Here is a 12,970-nt window from a genome sequence, read left to right on the forward strand (position 1 = left end):
TACGGCAATTGCTGTGTAGGCTTTTAGTACCAGGGAAGTTGATCAATGACGAAACGTCCCACCATCACTGCCCAAGGAGGAATAACACCTCGTGACGACCATAACTCGAGCTTCGCGCACCATCCACGACATCAAAACCTGGCTGACCGACATGGACGGCGTGCTTGTCCATGAGAATCAGGCAATCAAGGGTGCCGCCGAGCTGATTCAGTACTGGCGCGAGAATGATTTGCGATTCCTCGTGTTGACCAATAACTCGATCTACACCCCACGCGACCTGCGTGCCCGATTGCTCGCCTCGGGCTTGGACGTTCCGGAGCAAAACATCTGGACCTCTGCCCTGGCCACCGCCGAGTTCCTGGCACGTCAGCGTCCCGGCGGACGTGCATTCGTAATCGGTGAAGCTGGTTTGACCACCGCCTTGCACGATGCCGGGTTCATCATGACCGATCAGAACCCGGATTATGTGGTGCTCGGTGAGACCCGCACTTACTCATTTGAGGCCATTACCAAGGCGATTCGTTTGATCGAGGGTGGCGCACGCTTCATCGCGACCAACCCGGACGCCACCGGCCCCTCGTCCGAGGGCCTGCTACCGGCCACCGGCGCGGTGGCGGCGCTGATCACTCGGGCCACCAACCGCGAACCATATGTGGTGGGCAAGCCCAATCCAATGATGTTCCGTTCGGCTCTGAACCGGATCGACGCGCACTCGGAAACCACCGCAATGATCGGCGACCGGATGGACACCGACATCATTGCCGGCATGGAAGCCGGACTGTTGACCGCGCTGGTCCACACCGGCATCACCGCCGCCGGCGATGTTGATACCTTCCCGTTCCGCCCGGATCTGCAATACCCCTCGGTGGCGACCCTGCACGGTGAGCTCGTCGCCGAAGGCGCCAGCGAACCAGCTGCCGGCAAGACTAAAAAGCCGTAGCCTGAGCCTTGAGATCCGCCCCTTGCCAACCATGGAAAGGGGCGGATACTTGTTTGCATGATGAGCCGCTCCTCCCAGCGGAGGCTACTGAAGTTCGTATTGCTTGCCGTAGGCATATATTTGGGCCTGACCCTTTTCATCGCCTTGAATTATGCGATGCGTTCCTGTCTGGGCCAAGGCGCCGAGTTGCACTGCTCGGTATCCAATACCGTCGTGTGGGGAGAGCACCGCCTGCTCGGATTTGCCATGCTCGCCTACTTGCTCGTAGTTCTCGGCCTGTGGGCCAAACGCCGCTGAGGTACCCAAGACGTATGCTTGATCCGTGAATCAGGAATCCGAATACCCGAACGCCGCACCACGCGGCCGCGGGCGGCCTAGGGGCAGCACCACGGGTTCGACCCGCCGGAAAATCTTGAAAGCCGCTACCGAAGAATTCAGCACCGTAGGTTTCGAGGCGGCAAGCATTCGTTCCGTGGCGCGCCGCGCGGGTGTCGATTCGGCTCTGGTTCACCACTACTTCAAAGACAAGACCGGGCTCTTCCTCGAAGCCCTCAATATGCCGGTTAATCCTGGGGAGCTGGTTGCCCAGGCAATGACCAGCCCGCTTGGCGAACTGGGCGAAGCCCTGGTGCGCACCGTCGTGACGGCGTGGGCAAACCCCGTCATTCGTCCTGCGGCCACCACCTTGATCCGAGGCATGCTTTCCAGCCAGTCGGCAACCAAGCTCATGCAGCCCTTCCTCCAAAAAGAACTGCTCGCGCGACTTGGCAGATCCTTGCCGCCCGCCGACGCTGACCGTCGGGCCGCGCTGGCAGCGACACAGATTATCGGAATGATTATCGGGCGGTACATTATTCAGCTCGAGCCGCTGGCATCGATGGAGGACGAGGAAGTAGTCGCCTGCATCGGGCCAGCCGTCCAGTGGCATCTGACAGGAAAAATGCCGTCCTAAATCCGTTGACTCCGGCTTTAAAGGGGTCTTTAATTCATTGCATGATGAATAAATCGGCATGCGTAATCGTGAACGGTTTGAGCGTGAAGCGAAGCAAGATGCTCGTACTTGAAGAGCTGAGTTTTGCGCTGTCCCCCGGACGCGTCATTGGCCTATTGGGGCCTAGCGGCAGCGGGAAGAGCACGCTGCTGCGGAGCATCGTCGGGAGCCAAATTATCACCCATGGCACCGTGACGGTACTCGGCTCCTCCGCCGGCGACAAGGCCCTGCGCCACCGAGTTGGCTACATGACGCAGGCAGCCAGCGTCTACGACGATCTCACCGTGCGCCAGAATATCGCCTACTTCGCAAGAATTCTTGGCCTGTCCGCCACGGAAGTTGACCGTGTCATCGCCTTGACCGACCTCGATCTCCAGTCGAGAAAATTAGCCATAGATCTTTCCGGAGGGCAACGCAACCGAGTGTCATTGGCCATTGCGCTGCTCGGAACACCCGATATCGTCATCCTCGATGAACCAACGGTCGGACTTGACCCGGTGCTTCGCTCCGATCTCTGGCGGCTGTTTACAGAACTTGCCGCCACCGGAATGAGCCTGCTGGTCTCCAGCCATGTCATGGATGAAGCGATGCGCTGCGACGAGTTGCTCCTGCTCCGCGAGGGTCAACTGCTAGCCCAGCTCACCCCGGCTGATCTGCTTGCACGCACTCGAACCGAGAATCCAGAAGAAGCCTTCCTGGCCCTAGTTGGCGGCGTAGGCGGCGCAACGCCGAACGTTGCACGGCCGAGTCCAAAACACCGCGCCGCGGGCAAGGAGAATCAACCATGATCCGCACGCTCGCCACATCCGGACGCGTCTTGCAGCAGATACGGCACGATCCACGAACCATTGCCCTCATGCTGGTGGTTCCTAGCTTGCTCATTGGGCTGATGTCCTGGATCTTCACCGATACACGAGTTTTTGCCCTGATCGGCCCAGCCATGATCGCGCTGTTTCCGTTCATCGTCATGTTTCTGGTGACCAGCATTGCCACGCTTCGTGAGCGCCGCAGCGGAACCCTGGAACGGTTGCTGAGTTTGCCGCTGGCCAAGGGGGAATTCATTCTTGGCTATGCGCTGGCATTCACCCTGATCGCAATCCTCCAAACGGTGATCGCAGTGTCATTTGCCGTCTGGGTGTGCGGCTTGGAAATCCAGGGAAGCCTTTGGCTGCTATTTTCGGTTGCTGCGCTCGACGCTTTGCTGGGCACCAGCCTGGGATTGATGGCCAGCGCCTTTGCCCGTACCGAATTCCAGGTGGTGCAGTTCATGCCGCTGTTCATCTTCCCGCAATTTCTGCTAGCCGGGATCATCCTTCCACGAGCGCAGCTTCCACGCCCTCTGGAGGTCTTCGGCGATTGGCTGCCGCTGTCTCATGCGATCGATGCGTTGAATGCAATCGCGAATGGCACCGAGGACTCGGCCACGACCGCGAGCCTTTTGGTGATCGCCGCGTGGATTATCGCGGCACTCATTGTAGGTTCGCTGACACTGCGCCGCAGGACACCATAACCGCCAGCCTCGAGACCCAGTGAGGTAGAGGCACTAGCCTGCCCGGGGTTTCTCAACGCTCTCTGCAGGGCAAAACTCGAAGCGCCAAAACATCGGGAGGCAAAAAGGCAGTGGGGACTGAGCAGAATCAGTCCCCACTGCCACTTATCTGAGTTCTAGTCTCGGGATTCCAGCCATGCGGCCGCATCTTGGACCAAGGCGACAGGCGGTTGCGCGATATCCAGTACGAGACCGGATTCGTCAGCTTCCAGCGGTTCGAGCGTTTCCAACTGCGACTGCAACAGTCCCACCGGCATGAAGTGGCCGGGCCGTGAGCCCATGCGCTCGGTCAACAACTCTTCCGAGCCGTGCAGGTGGATGAACACAGTTCCCGGTGCCTGCGCCCGAATCAGGTCACGGTATTTCCGCTTCAGCGCAGAGCAAGCGATGACCATCGATTCGTTGCTGAGCGCTCCCAAACGATTGCCGACCTCGCGAAGCCATGGCTCACGGTCCATATCGTCCAGTGGCTGCCCGGCAGCCATCTTGTCGATATTCGCCTGCGGGTGCAGTGAATCCCCATCGAGGAACCCGGCGTTCAGCTTCGTGCCGAGCAGTTCGCCGACCGTGGACTTGCCGCAACCGGAAACACCCATGACAATGACTCGGTTCAATGCGACAGCTCCTTGGGAAGTTTCCGTTTGCCCGGCGTGCGCAATAATTTGCTGGCTCACCAGTCGTGGACGGTGCCGTCGATAAGACGGTTGTAGGGCAGGTAGGCCTGCTGGTACGGGTAGGACAACGCTGCTTCATCATTGAATTCGACACCCAGGCCCGGCTTGTTGCCTGGGTGCAGGTAGCCGTCCTTGAAGGTCATGGACTGCTCGAAGACCGTGTTGGTGGCGTCCGAGTGCTGCATGTATTCCTGCATGCCGTTCGCGCTGGCCGGCACCGCAGAGGCCATCCGCGAGCAGTACAGCGATCTGCCGGGTTATGCGGAAACTACCGACGGGGAGCTCTACCCCTTCGGCTACGGCCTGACTTACTAGCAAGCCAAGGCTCAGGAACCGCAGCTCTATAAAAACTGGCCTGGATGGGGCGGACCAAAAGTCCCTCCCATCCAGGCCAGCGTCGGTTAACGTCTCCCGTCAACCAGCAAGTTCCTTGAGTATGTTGTTACAGGCCCAGCTCGGTCTTGCCGTAGGCGAAAAGGTACGGAACGCCGGCCTCGGCCTCGATACGCTCCTTGGCGCCGGTGTCGCGGTCAACGATCACGGCGACGGCAATGACGTTGCCGCCGGCCTTGCGCACGCCTTCGACTGCGGTCAAAGCGGAACCACCGGTAGTTGAGGTATCTTCCAGAACGATCACGTTCCTGCCTTCGACGCTCGGGCCTTCAACCTGGCGTCCCATCCCATAGGACTTCTGTGCCTTGCGCACCACGAATGCGTCAAGGCTACGGCCCCGGGTTCGCGCGGTGTGCATGATTGCGGTACCCACCGGGTCCGCGCCCATGGTCAAACCGCCAACATTGGTGAATTCAAGCTTGGCCTCGTCCAGCAGGTCGAGCATGACCTCGCCGATAAGTCCGGATGCTTCTTGCTGCAAGGAGACCCGGCGCAGATCGATATAGTAATCGGCTTCCTTGCCGGAGGAAAGAGTGACCTTGCCGCGCACGATGGCAAGTTCTTGGATCAGTTCTTTAAGCCGCTCACGGGCGCTGGTTTCGCTCATAGACACAATTCTAGTCGCCACAACGGAGTGGCCGTTGCAAGGAATGCCCTGTATGACGGCTATTCCTCGGTGCAGTTCACCACCAGGGCGCGGCGCTCCGAGAGCGGTCTCTAGCAGCCGCACATCATTACCTGATGATGCCATGCGTCCTGGCCCTGCCAGATTGCCAAGCGCGCCGCACATCCGCCCGGCGACGGATCGGTGGAACCGCGATTGAGCTGGCCGTACTTGTTTAAATTAGCCCCTAGCCCCAGCCGTAACTCCCGGCTAGGGTGGGATCATGAATGCGACTCGCCCCTTGGGTTTCTGGTTGAAATTGGTAGATTCGCTGATCGACGAGCAGTTTGCAGCGACCTTGGAAGAACACGGTGTTACGCGCCGGCAATGGCAGGTACTGAACCTGCTCGAGCAGAATCCTGCGTCGGAAGCCGAGCTCACCACGGGCCTCTCACCATTTTTTGCCTCGCCCGATGAACCTCAGTCCGTCACCGAACATCTGGCAGAGCTCGTGGAATCCGGGTGGATCTCGCGCCAGGGCGGTGAGTACATGATCACCGAACGCGGACATGTGTCATTGGTGAAGCTCAGCGAACTGGTTGAACGAATCCGTACCCAGTGCGGCGAGGGGCTCACCCCGGAGGCATACTCCACCACGGTGAGTTCCCTGGAACAGATGGCCAAGAACTTTGGCTGGGCCGAGGCTGAAACCGAGTAGCCTGCCGGGTGGAATGTTGAAAACAGATTAACTTTCCGCCCCGAACACCGGTATTTAGCCACTGCGCCCATTCTCATGCCTAGTATTGGATGCATGCGCGAACTGCAAGCAGAGATTATCGAAGAACTTGGCGTCAAGCCACAAATCATTCCGGCACAGGAGATCCAACGACGCGTGGGGTTCCTGAAGGACTACCTCGGAGCGACCGGAGCCAAGGGTTTCGTACTGGGAATTTCCGGTGGCATCGATTCCACCTTGGCCGGAAGGCTTGCGCAACTGGCGGTCCAAGAGGTCCGCGACGCCGGTGGCGAGGCGAACTTTGTCGCGGTCCGACTGCCCCATGGGGTGCAGAGCGACGCCGACGACGCGGCGAAGGCCATGGCGTTCATCGGCGCCGACGAGGAATTTGAAGTAAATATCGAAAAGCCCGTCAAGGCTCTGGATGAAGCGCTGGACAACGCGGGCCACCCACGCATCAGCGACTTCAACCGGGGTAACGCGAAGGCCCGGATGCGCATGATCGTGCAATACGCCATGGCAGGTGATCGCCGCATGCTGGTCCTCGGAACCGACCATGCAGCCGAATCGGTCACCGGATTCTTCACCAAGTTCGGGGATGGTGGCGCCGACCTTTTGCCTCTCGCCGGGTTGAATAAACGTCAGAACCAAGCCTTGCTGCGAGAATTGGGTGCTCCAGAGCTCCTTTGGGCCAAGGAACCAACCGCGGACCTATTAGACGGCCAGCCACAGCGGACAGATGAAGACGAGCTGGGGCTGAGCTACTCGCAGATTGATGACTACCTCGAAGGCCGGGAAGTCGATGCTGCCGCAGCCAAGACCATCGAGTCCCGCTTCCTCGGTTCGCGCCACAAGCGTACGGTTCCCGCGACCTACCTCGATACCTGGTGGCGCAGCTAGCTCTGCTCCTCGGGCATCGAGTCGGTTACTTCGAGAGCTTCGCGCAGGGTTTTGAAGTCGTCACTAGTTTGTTTTCGTGGATGTTCGCTTACTCGTGCCAGCTTCCAGAAACCGCCAAACAGCAGTGGCAGGGCAACTGCAGCCCCGAGCACAACGCAGCTCAAACGCAGTTGCCGTGCCCCACGCGGAGCTACGGACGCCTTAGACCGCGATGCTCCTCGTATAGGTGGCGCATGCTGATGAATCTGCCCTAGCCAGTACTTTCCGGATTGGAACGTACTGTCGGAGCAAGAGTTCACTAGGACTCGGCCACCTACACAAGGGAACTCTCGCTAGACGAATGCGCTCACTCCGGTCAGCGCTCGTCCGACGATCAATGAATTAATTTCATAGGTGCCCTCATAGGTGTGCAGGATTTCAACATCGCAAAAGAACTTGGCCATCTCATGGTCGGTCACCACACCATTTCCGCCAAGCAGCGCACGGCCCAATGAGACCGTTTGGCGCGCGAGCCGCGTCGCAGTGGACTTGGCCAGCGCCGCGTCGACCATTTCCAGCTCGCCGCGTTCTTGCTTGCGCGCGATGTCCATCATCATCGACAGGCACGCCGTCGCATTGCCGGCAATCTCCGCCAAGGATTGCTGCACCAACTGGAACGAGGCAATGGGTTGGCCGAATTGCTGCCGGTCCTTGGCGTAAGCGGTACAGATATCCAAGGTTGCCAGCATGGCGCCGACCGCCTGCCACCCGACCCAGGCGCGAGACTGCATCAACAACGCATTCGCCGAGGCGAAGTTGACCGCGCCAGGGAGTTTATTCTCCACCGGAATGCGGACATTCTCCATTGAAATATCCGCGTTCTGCATGATGCGCAGGCCGATCTTATTTTCGATCTTGGTTGCGCTGTAGCCCGGACGGTCGCTTTCCACCAGAAAGGCCCCCACCGCTCCGCTCTCGGGACATTTTGCCCAGACCAACGCAAAATCGGCGATAGTTCCCATGCCGATCCAACGCTTGGCCCCGTTGATCACATATTCGTCGCCTTCGCGGGTCGCGGTGGTGTGGATGCCTCCGGCAATGTCCGAACCATGGTCGGGTTCGGTCAAGGCAAAGGCGCCAAAGGCTTGGAACATGGTGAGTTTTGGGAGCCAGGATTCACGCTGCTCAGCCGACCCAAGCGCATCGATCATGCCCACGATGAGCTCATTGTGGATGCCGACAATGGATGAAAGTGATACGTCGGCTCTTGCGATTTCCGCGTGGAGCAACCCGCGCAATAGATGCGAGGAGCCATCTAGCTGCACTCCCGCTAAACCGGCATCGGCCAACTCTCGCACAAGTCCTGCGGGAAATTCCTCGCGATTCCAGAACTCGATCGATTGCCGGCGAATACGTGCCTGCAAAAACTCACGCACCTGCTCTAGTCGCGTCCGATCGGCCTCGTGCAGTTGGTGTGCCACACCCAATAGGTCCATCCGATTTCTCCTTCCAAACCCTTGGAAGTCCAAGTATATTGTTGGACTAAGACTTCCTTAGGGGGTAAATGTTGAATTCTCCATTGCCACGCGATCCGATTGCTCAGGCCCGCGAACAGTGGGTTGCCCATGGTTGGGCATCCGAAGCCAATGCCATGGCCGCAATCACCGCGGTGATGCGCACGGCGTCGATTTTCTTGCAGCGAGCCGATGCGATTCTCAAGCCGCACGGGCTCACCTTTGCGCGTTTCGAAGTGCTCGCCTTGCTTGGGTTCTCCAAACGCGGTTCGCTCCCGATGAGCCACGCAAGCGAGCTGCTCCAGGTTCATGCTACGAGCTTGACGAATTCGGTGGACCGGCTAGAGGCCACCGGGCTGGTGCAACGAGTTGCACACCCTACCGATGGGCGAACCAGGCTCCTGGAGCTCACGGCCCAAGGCCTGGAGGTGCTCGACGCCGCCCGAACTGATTTGAACGCACAGCTCTTCGCCCAAAGCGATTTGGAAGCCGCAGACGCGACAGATCTATTCGAGATCCTCTCTCGTTTCCGCCGCGCCTCGGGCGACTTCCTATAACGAACCGTCTCGAATCGCATTGATGACCCCGGAAAAGTCGGTGCCTGCATTTCCCTCATCGCTGAACTTCCGATACAGCGCGGCCGCGAGACTGCCTAGCTGCGCATCGGTCTGCGTCTGCTCCAATGCGCTGGAGGCCAAGCCGAGATCCTTGGCCATCAACGCGGCAGCAAATCCAGGCTGATACTCCCGGTTGGCCGGCGAGCTAGGGACGGGGCCCGGGACCGGACAATTTGTTGTCACTGCCCAGCACTGCCCCGAAGCCGAGGAAATCACATCGAATAAGGCTTGGTGCTCCAGTCCCAAGCGCTCGCCTAGGACAAAAGCTTCCGCCGCTCCGAGCATGGAGATGCCCAAAAGCATATTGTTGCAAACCTTGGCCGCTTGCCCGGCCCCATGCCCACCGCAATGCACGACCCGCTTGCCCATGATTTCGAGCACCGGGTTGATCTGCGCCAGGTCGGCCTCATCGGCGCCGAGCATAAATGTCAGGGTTCCCGCTTCCGCGCCAACTACCCCACCGGAAACTGGAGCGTCGGCGCTTCGATGGCCGGCCGCCACCGCGAGCTGGGCGGCTTCGCGCGCCTGTGCCACATCGATAGTCGAGCACTCCAGGAACAACGTGTCCGCCTTGGCAGCCCCAAGCAGGTAGTCCCGGTAGGCATCCAATACATGCTGCCCGGTAGGGAACATGGTCAGCACGACATCCACGTCGCTCGCGGCTTCGGTCCCGGTAACCACAGTTTCAATTCCGGCCGCGGCGGCGGCTTCGAGGGCCGCAGGCACCACATCAAAAGCCTTGAGGCGATACCCGGCACGGTGCAAGTTGATGGCCATGGGAAGCCCCATATGGCCCAGTCCCAAGAATCCTATGATTGGTTTTTCGCTCATCTTCCACTCTTTTCTCGTAGCCCCTGCTCCAACAGTGCAAAATTCAATTCCGCTCCAGGCAATGGGGCGAAATGTCGTGCCGTTCGCTGTTCGCGCGTCAAATTACCCACTCGTTCGTGCCACCGCGGATTGCGATCCTTGTCGATCACCGCGGCTCGGATTCCTTCGGCGAAGTCCGGGTCATCCAGTCGGTTAACCGCGACCCTGAACTCGCGACGCAGATCCTCGCGCAGGTCCATCCCGGCACTGTCCAACAATTCATCGACGAGCCGCACCGAACTAGGGCAGGCGGCTCGAAGCGCCTTAGAAACCAGGCTGGCCTGAGCATCGCCGCTAGAGTCGAGCGCGGCGAGAATTGCCGGGACACTTGGTTCGGCGAAGGCCTGAACCCAATCGGCGCCCAGCATTCCCTGCTCGACGGTGCGCTCAAATCGCGTAATCACCTGGTCGGCTTCGAGAGTCTCCAACTCGGTCAGCAGTTGCGGCAAGTTCGCCTGCGCCACGTAGTTGTCTGCCAGCCCCAAGGCAATGGTGTCCGCCGCGTGGAATCTCATCCCGGTTAGTGCCGCTAGGCGCCCTGCGGATTTTGCGCCCTTGGCCAGCAGGTGGGTGCCTCCCACATCCGGGAAGAAACCGATTCCCACTTCTGGCATACCGCAGCGGCTGGTCTCGGTCACGATGCGATGGCTGCCGTGGGCGGAAACCCCAATCCCGCCGCCAAGCACTATGCCGTCCATCAACGCCACGAACGGTTTCGGATACTCGTCAATGAGTACATTAAGTTGATACTCGATACGCCAGAACTCTTCGGTGGACCCATCTCGGTCCAAGATATCCCGGTAGATCGCCACAATATCGCCCCCTGCGCACAGGCCTCGCTCCCCCGCTCCGGTGATCGCGACCTGTCGCACCGCTGGATCATCACGCCATTCAAGCAACGCGTAGAGCATGCCCCGGCACATCTGCGTAGTGAGCGCATTGAGCGCTTTTGGCCTATTGAGAGTGATGAGTCCCAAATGTCCCCGGCGCTCGGTCAGAATGTCGGTCAAAATACCCACCCCTCGGTGATCGCTGTCACAGTTCATTCTCGAATATACTCGGACTTCCAAGTAAATTGAAGTGGCGCATGACAGCAAACTTGATAGGTTGAACTAGTGAAGATAGCGACCTGGAATGTGAACTCCCTGCGCGCCCGGGCTGACCGCGTCGAAGACTGGCTGCGCCGTACCGACGTTGATGTCCTGGCAATTCAGGAAACAAAATGCAAAGACGACAATTTCCCCTGGGAACTTTTCGAGAACAACGACTACGAGGTGGCGCATTTTGGCGTCAACCAGTGGAACGGCGTGGCAATCGCCTCCCGTGTGGGACTGGACGACGTCCAGCGCACGTTCCCGAATCAGCCAGAGTTCGGCAAGGGCGGGAAAGACCCGATCCAAGAACCCCGAGCCATCGCGGCCACCTGCGGTGGGGTTCGCATCTGGAGCCTCTATGTGCCCAACGGCCGGGCCCTGGATGACGAGCACATGGGCTACAAGCTCAACTGGCTCGACGAATTGAAGAAAAATTCGGTCGAATGGCTCGCCGCAGATCCACAAGCTCAAATTGCGCTGCTCGGCGACTGGAACATCGCGCCGAAAGACGAAGATGTCTGGGATATCCAGTTCTTCTTGGACAACCAGCTCACCCACGTCTCGGCCCCCGAGCGTGCCGCATTTGGCGCATTCGAAGACGCCGGTTTCACAGACGCAGTTCGCCCACACACCGAGGGCGCCTACACCTACTGGGATTACACACAGCTGCGCTTCCCGAAAGGCGAGGGCATGCGGATCGATTTCGCGTTGACTTCCCCCGCACTAACCGAACGGGTTACTACCGCGAGCATCGACCGCGAGGAACGCAAGGGCAAGGGCGCTAGCGACCATGCTCCGGTCATCGTGGAGCTGGACGACTAACCATGACCAGAAAATTGACTGGGCCATTGGCAGAGCTTACGGCGGCTACCGCGCATTTGCGCGTCTATGAACCGTTGGACGCTTTCGAGGATTGGGCCCAGTCAATTATCTTGCGCACCGGGCAGCGTAGCGCAAGCCATTGGGACAGCTTCGAGAACGAACGACTCTGGGAACGCACGCTACGCCCCATTTCGGACCCCTTCCCGCACCATGAAGCAGAGCATTTTCGCTCGCTAAAGATCCTTGACTACGAGGGCAACCAGCACACCCGCTACTGTCCCGGCCAGCTGCAGGCGCGCAGCGTGCTGGCCGCAGAACAAGCCGAGGAGGCCATCCGGACCGAGGTCCTCGACCTCCTGGTGCCTCCCGCAGCCCGTAGCGCGAATGCCGAGCGCGTTAATCCCGATCGGCTTGCGGCAGATCTCACACACCTGCATACCCGCACCTCCACCTGGGGCATACCGCTGAGCTGGTTTGCGCTCTTCCGGGAAGATGACGAGTACGAACAGGTTCATGTTGATGACCGGTTGCTCACGGTGCGGCTCATCGTGCCCTTCGACCAGGCGGTAGAACGCCTCTCTTGGGCAGTGCAAACGCTTGTGACCTATGCACCTCAGGCACCATTGTTTGAGGAGCTAGGCGCGCTCGGTAGCTGGCTTGAATCCTTCGATAGCCGGTCGGTGATCGAGCTGGACTATGGGATGCTTGCCGAGATCGTGTGGCCAGATGAATCCGCCAACGACCTCATGCACGGAATCCAAGCAATCGAAGACGGAGATCTGCCCACGGCGGCGGCGGCATATCGCCGACTGACGAACCGCTGGTTGGGTCCTCGGCATTTGGGCCGCGCAAACTAAACACTGCCCAGAGCAGCCGAATCAAAAAAGTATTTCGTTAACGCAAAAAGCTCCGGTTGAAACCGGAGCTTTTCTATTTGGCGACCCTGACGGGACTTGAACCCGCGACCTCCGCCGTGACAGGGCGGCGCGCTAACCAACTGCGCTACAGGGCCATGAGTTTTGAATCTAACTTCAAATCACATGGCAAAGCCCTCGGTATACCGAGGGCTGCGTGGCTCCGACCGGCGTCGATCCGGTGACCTTTCGATTTTCAGTCGAACGCTCTACCAACTGAGCTACAGAGCCTGGCACCACTGAGTGGACACCAGATTTATTGCCTAAACAATAAACCGAGCGACCCTGACGGGACTTGAACCCGCGACCTCCGCCGTGACAGGGCGGCGCGCTAACCAACTGCGCTACAGGGCCTTGCTTTCGCAAGCCAATG

The 12,970-nt window shown here is 59.4% G+C and carries 15 protein-coding genes, 3 tRNA genes and 1 pseudogene; 10 read left to right on the top strand and 9 right to left on the bottom strand.

The window, feature by feature from the left end:
• Positions 1 to 91 precede the first annotated feature (91 nt).
• The 5 genes from CQ017_RS09940 to CQ017_RS09960 all read left to right on the top strand — a co-directional run bounded on the left by CQ017_RS09940 (position 92) and on the right by CQ017_RS09960 (position 3,441).
• Entirely contained in the window at positions 92 to 940 is an 849-nt protein-coding gene (locus tag CQ017_RS09940) for an HAD-IIA family hydrolase (protein WP_258133574.1), read from the top strand.
• 57 nt (positions 941 to 997) lie between these two features.
• Positions 998 to 1,237, top strand: a complete 240-nt coding sequence (locus tag CQ017_RS09945) for a hypothetical protein (RefSeq protein WP_105553563.1) — start codon at positions 998 to 1,000, stop codon at positions 1,235 to 1,237.
• A 25-nt stretch (positions 1,238 to 1,262) separates the two neighbouring features.
• Positions 1,263 to 1,892 (top strand): TetR/AcrR family transcriptional regulator, encoded by a 630-nt coding sequence (locus CQ017_RS09950; protein ID WP_105553564.1) that lies wholly within the window; start codon positions 1,263 to 1,265, stop codon positions 1,890 to 1,892.
• A gap of 83 nt (positions 1,893 to 1,975) precedes the next feature.
• Entirely contained in the window at positions 1,976 to 2,719 is a 744-nt protein-coding gene (locus CQ017_RS09955; protein ID WP_308727253.1) for an ABC transporter ATP-binding protein, read from the top strand.
• The gene (locus CQ017_RS09960; protein ID WP_105553566.1) at positions 2,716 to 3,441 is read left to right on the top strand and encodes an ABC transporter permease; all 726 of its coding nucleotides are present in this window, start codon (positions 2,716 to 2,718) and stop codon (positions 3,439 to 3,441) included. The genes CQ017_RS09955 and CQ017_RS09960 overlap by 4 nt, the downstream gene beginning before the upstream one ends.
• Before the next feature lie 155 nt (positions 3,442 to 3,596).
• Here the strand turns inward: CQ017_RS09960 and CQ017_RS09965 are convergent, their stop codons facing one another.
• From CQ017_RS09965 to pyrE, 3 genes and pseudogenes are all read right to left on the bottom strand, one after another.
• Complete coding sequence (locus CQ017_RS09965; protein WP_258133575.1) at positions 3,597 to 4,094, bottom strand: gluconokinase; 498 nt, start codon at positions 4,092 to 4,094, stop codon at positions 3,597 to 3,599.
• A gap of 56 nt (positions 4,095 to 4,150) precedes the next feature.
• A pseudogene (locus CQ017_RS09970) lies at positions 4,151 to 4,354 on the bottom strand (bifunctional D-altronate/D-mannonate dehydratase); the annotation flags it as partial.
• Positions 4,355 to 4,596: 242 nt separating this feature from the next.
• Positions 4,597 to 5,154, bottom strand: coding sequence for an orotate phosphoribosyltransferase (pyrE, locus tag CQ017_RS09975; RefSeq protein WP_105553568.1), 558 nt, complete (start codon positions 5,152 to 5,154; stop codon positions 4,597 to 4,599).
• A 280-nt stretch (positions 5,155 to 5,434) separates the two neighbouring features.
• Here pyrE and CQ017_RS09980 point away from each other — a divergent pair, with 280 nt between their 5' ends.
• Both CQ017_RS09980 and nadE read left to right on the top strand, forming a co-directional pair.
• The gene (locus CQ017_RS09980) at positions 5,435 to 5,869 is read left to right on the top strand and encodes a MarR family winged helix-turn-helix transcriptional regulator (protein ID WP_105553569.1); all 435 of its coding nucleotides are present in this window, start codon (positions 5,435 to 5,437) and stop codon (positions 5,867 to 5,869) included.
• Between the two features lie 93 nt (positions 5,870 to 5,962).
• The gene (gene nadE / locus CQ017_RS09985; protein WP_105553570.1) at positions 5,963 to 6,787 is read left to right on the top strand and encodes an ammonia-dependent NAD(+) synthetase; all 825 of its coding nucleotides are present in this window, start codon (positions 5,963 to 5,965) and stop codon (positions 6,785 to 6,787) included.
• 332 nt (positions 6,788 to 7,119) lie between these two features.
• Here nadE and CQ017_RS09990 read toward each other — a convergent pair whose 3' ends face one another.
• Entirely contained in the window at positions 7,120 to 8,262 is a 1,143-nt protein-coding gene (locus CQ017_RS09990) for an acyl-CoA dehydrogenase family protein (RefSeq protein ID WP_105553571.1), read from the bottom strand.
• A gap of 71 nt (positions 8,263 to 8,333) precedes the next feature.
• Between CQ017_RS09990 and CQ017_RS09995 the strand changes: the two genes are divergently transcribed.
• Positions 8,334 to 8,837: a MarR family winged helix-turn-helix transcriptional regulator gene (locus CQ017_RS09995; protein WP_105553681.1), complete on the top strand. Its 504-nt coding sequence runs from the start codon at positions 8,334 to 8,336 to the stop codon at positions 8,835 to 8,837.
• Here CQ017_RS09995 and mmsB read toward each other — a convergent pair.
• Together mmsB and CQ017_RS10005 are read right to left on the bottom strand one after the other, a co-directional pair.
• Complete coding sequence (mmsB, locus tag CQ017_RS10000) at positions 8,832 to 9,728, bottom strand: 3-hydroxyisobutyrate dehydrogenase (RefSeq protein ID WP_105553572.1); 897 nt, start codon at positions 9,726 to 9,728, stop codon at positions 8,832 to 8,834. The genes CQ017_RS09995 and mmsB overlap by 6 nt on opposite strands.
• Positions 9,725 to 10,777 (bottom strand): 3-hydroxyisobutyryl-CoA hydrolase, encoded by a 1,053-nt coding sequence (locus CQ017_RS10005; protein ID WP_105553573.1) that lies wholly within the window; start codon positions 10,775 to 10,777, stop codon positions 9,725 to 9,727. Before CQ017_RS10005 ends, mmsB begins: the two co-directional genes overlap by 4 nt.
• A 105-nt stretch (positions 10,778 to 10,882) precedes the next feature.
• On the opposite strand from CQ017_RS10005, the gene CQ017_RS10010 reads away from it, so the two are divergent.
• Together CQ017_RS10010 and CQ017_RS10015 are read left to right on the top strand one after the other, a co-directional pair.
• Entirely contained in the window at positions 10,883 to 11,683 is an 801-nt protein-coding gene (locus tag CQ017_RS10010; RefSeq protein WP_105553574.1) for an exodeoxyribonuclease III, read from the top strand.
• A 26-nt stretch (positions 11,684 to 11,709) separates the two neighbouring features.
• Positions 11,710 to 12,540 (top strand): hypothetical protein, encoded by an 831-nt coding sequence (locus CQ017_RS10015; RefSeq protein WP_146112468.1) that lies wholly within the window; start codon positions 11,710 to 11,712, stop codon positions 12,538 to 12,540.
• Between the two features lie 78 nt (positions 12,541 to 12,618).
• On the opposite strand, the gene CQ017_RS10020 is transcribed toward CQ017_RS10015, so the two are convergent.
• The 3 genes from CQ017_RS10020 to CQ017_RS10030 form a co-directional block, all read right to left on the bottom strand.
• Positions 12,619 to 12,695: transfer RNA gene (locus tag CQ017_RS10020), tRNA-Asp, on the bottom strand.
• A gap of 60 nt (positions 12,696 to 12,755) precedes the next feature.
• Positions 12,756 to 12,828 (bottom strand) — tRNA-Phe (locus tag CQ017_RS10025).
• Between the two features lie 49 nt (positions 12,829 to 12,877).
• A tRNA-Asp gene (locus CQ017_RS10030) sits at positions 12,878 to 12,951 on the bottom strand.
• Positions 12,952 to 12,970 lie beyond the last annotated feature (19 nt).

The sequence above is a fragment of the Arthrobacter sp. MYb224 genome, assembly GCF_002975455.1.
Lineage (GTDB): Bacteria > Actinomycetota > Actinomycetes > Actinomycetales > Micrococcaceae > Glutamicibacter.

Excerpts from the sequence above, each read along its gene's own strand:
- mmsB (WP_105553572.1), bottom strand. The coding sequence starts at position 9,728 with ATGAGCGAAAAACCAATCATAGGATTCTTGGGACTGGGCCATATGGGG.
- nadE (WP_105553570.1), top strand. The coding sequence starts at position 5,963 with ATGCGCGAACTGCAAGCAGAGATTATCGAAGAACTTGGCGTCAAGCCA.
- CQ017_RS09945 (WP_105553563.1), top strand. The coding sequence starts at position 998 with ATGATGAGCCGCTCCTCCCAGCGGAGGCTACTGAAGTTCGTATTGCTT.
- CQ017_RS09960 (WP_105553566.1), top strand. The coding sequence starts at position 2,716 with ATGATCCGCACGCTCGCCACATCCGGACGCGTCTTGCAGCAGATACGG.
- CQ017_RS09990 (WP_105553571.1), bottom strand. The coding sequence starts at position 8,262 with ATGGACCTATTGGGTGTGGCACACCAACTGCACGAGGCCGATCGGACG.
- pyrE (WP_105553568.1), bottom strand. The coding sequence starts at position 5,154 with ATGAGCGAAACCAGCGCCCGTGAGCGGCTTAAAGAACTGATCCAAGAA.
- CQ017_RS09980 (WP_105553569.1), top strand. The coding sequence starts at position 5,435 with ATGAATGCGACTCGCCCCTTGGGTTTCTGGTTGAAATTGGTAGATTCG.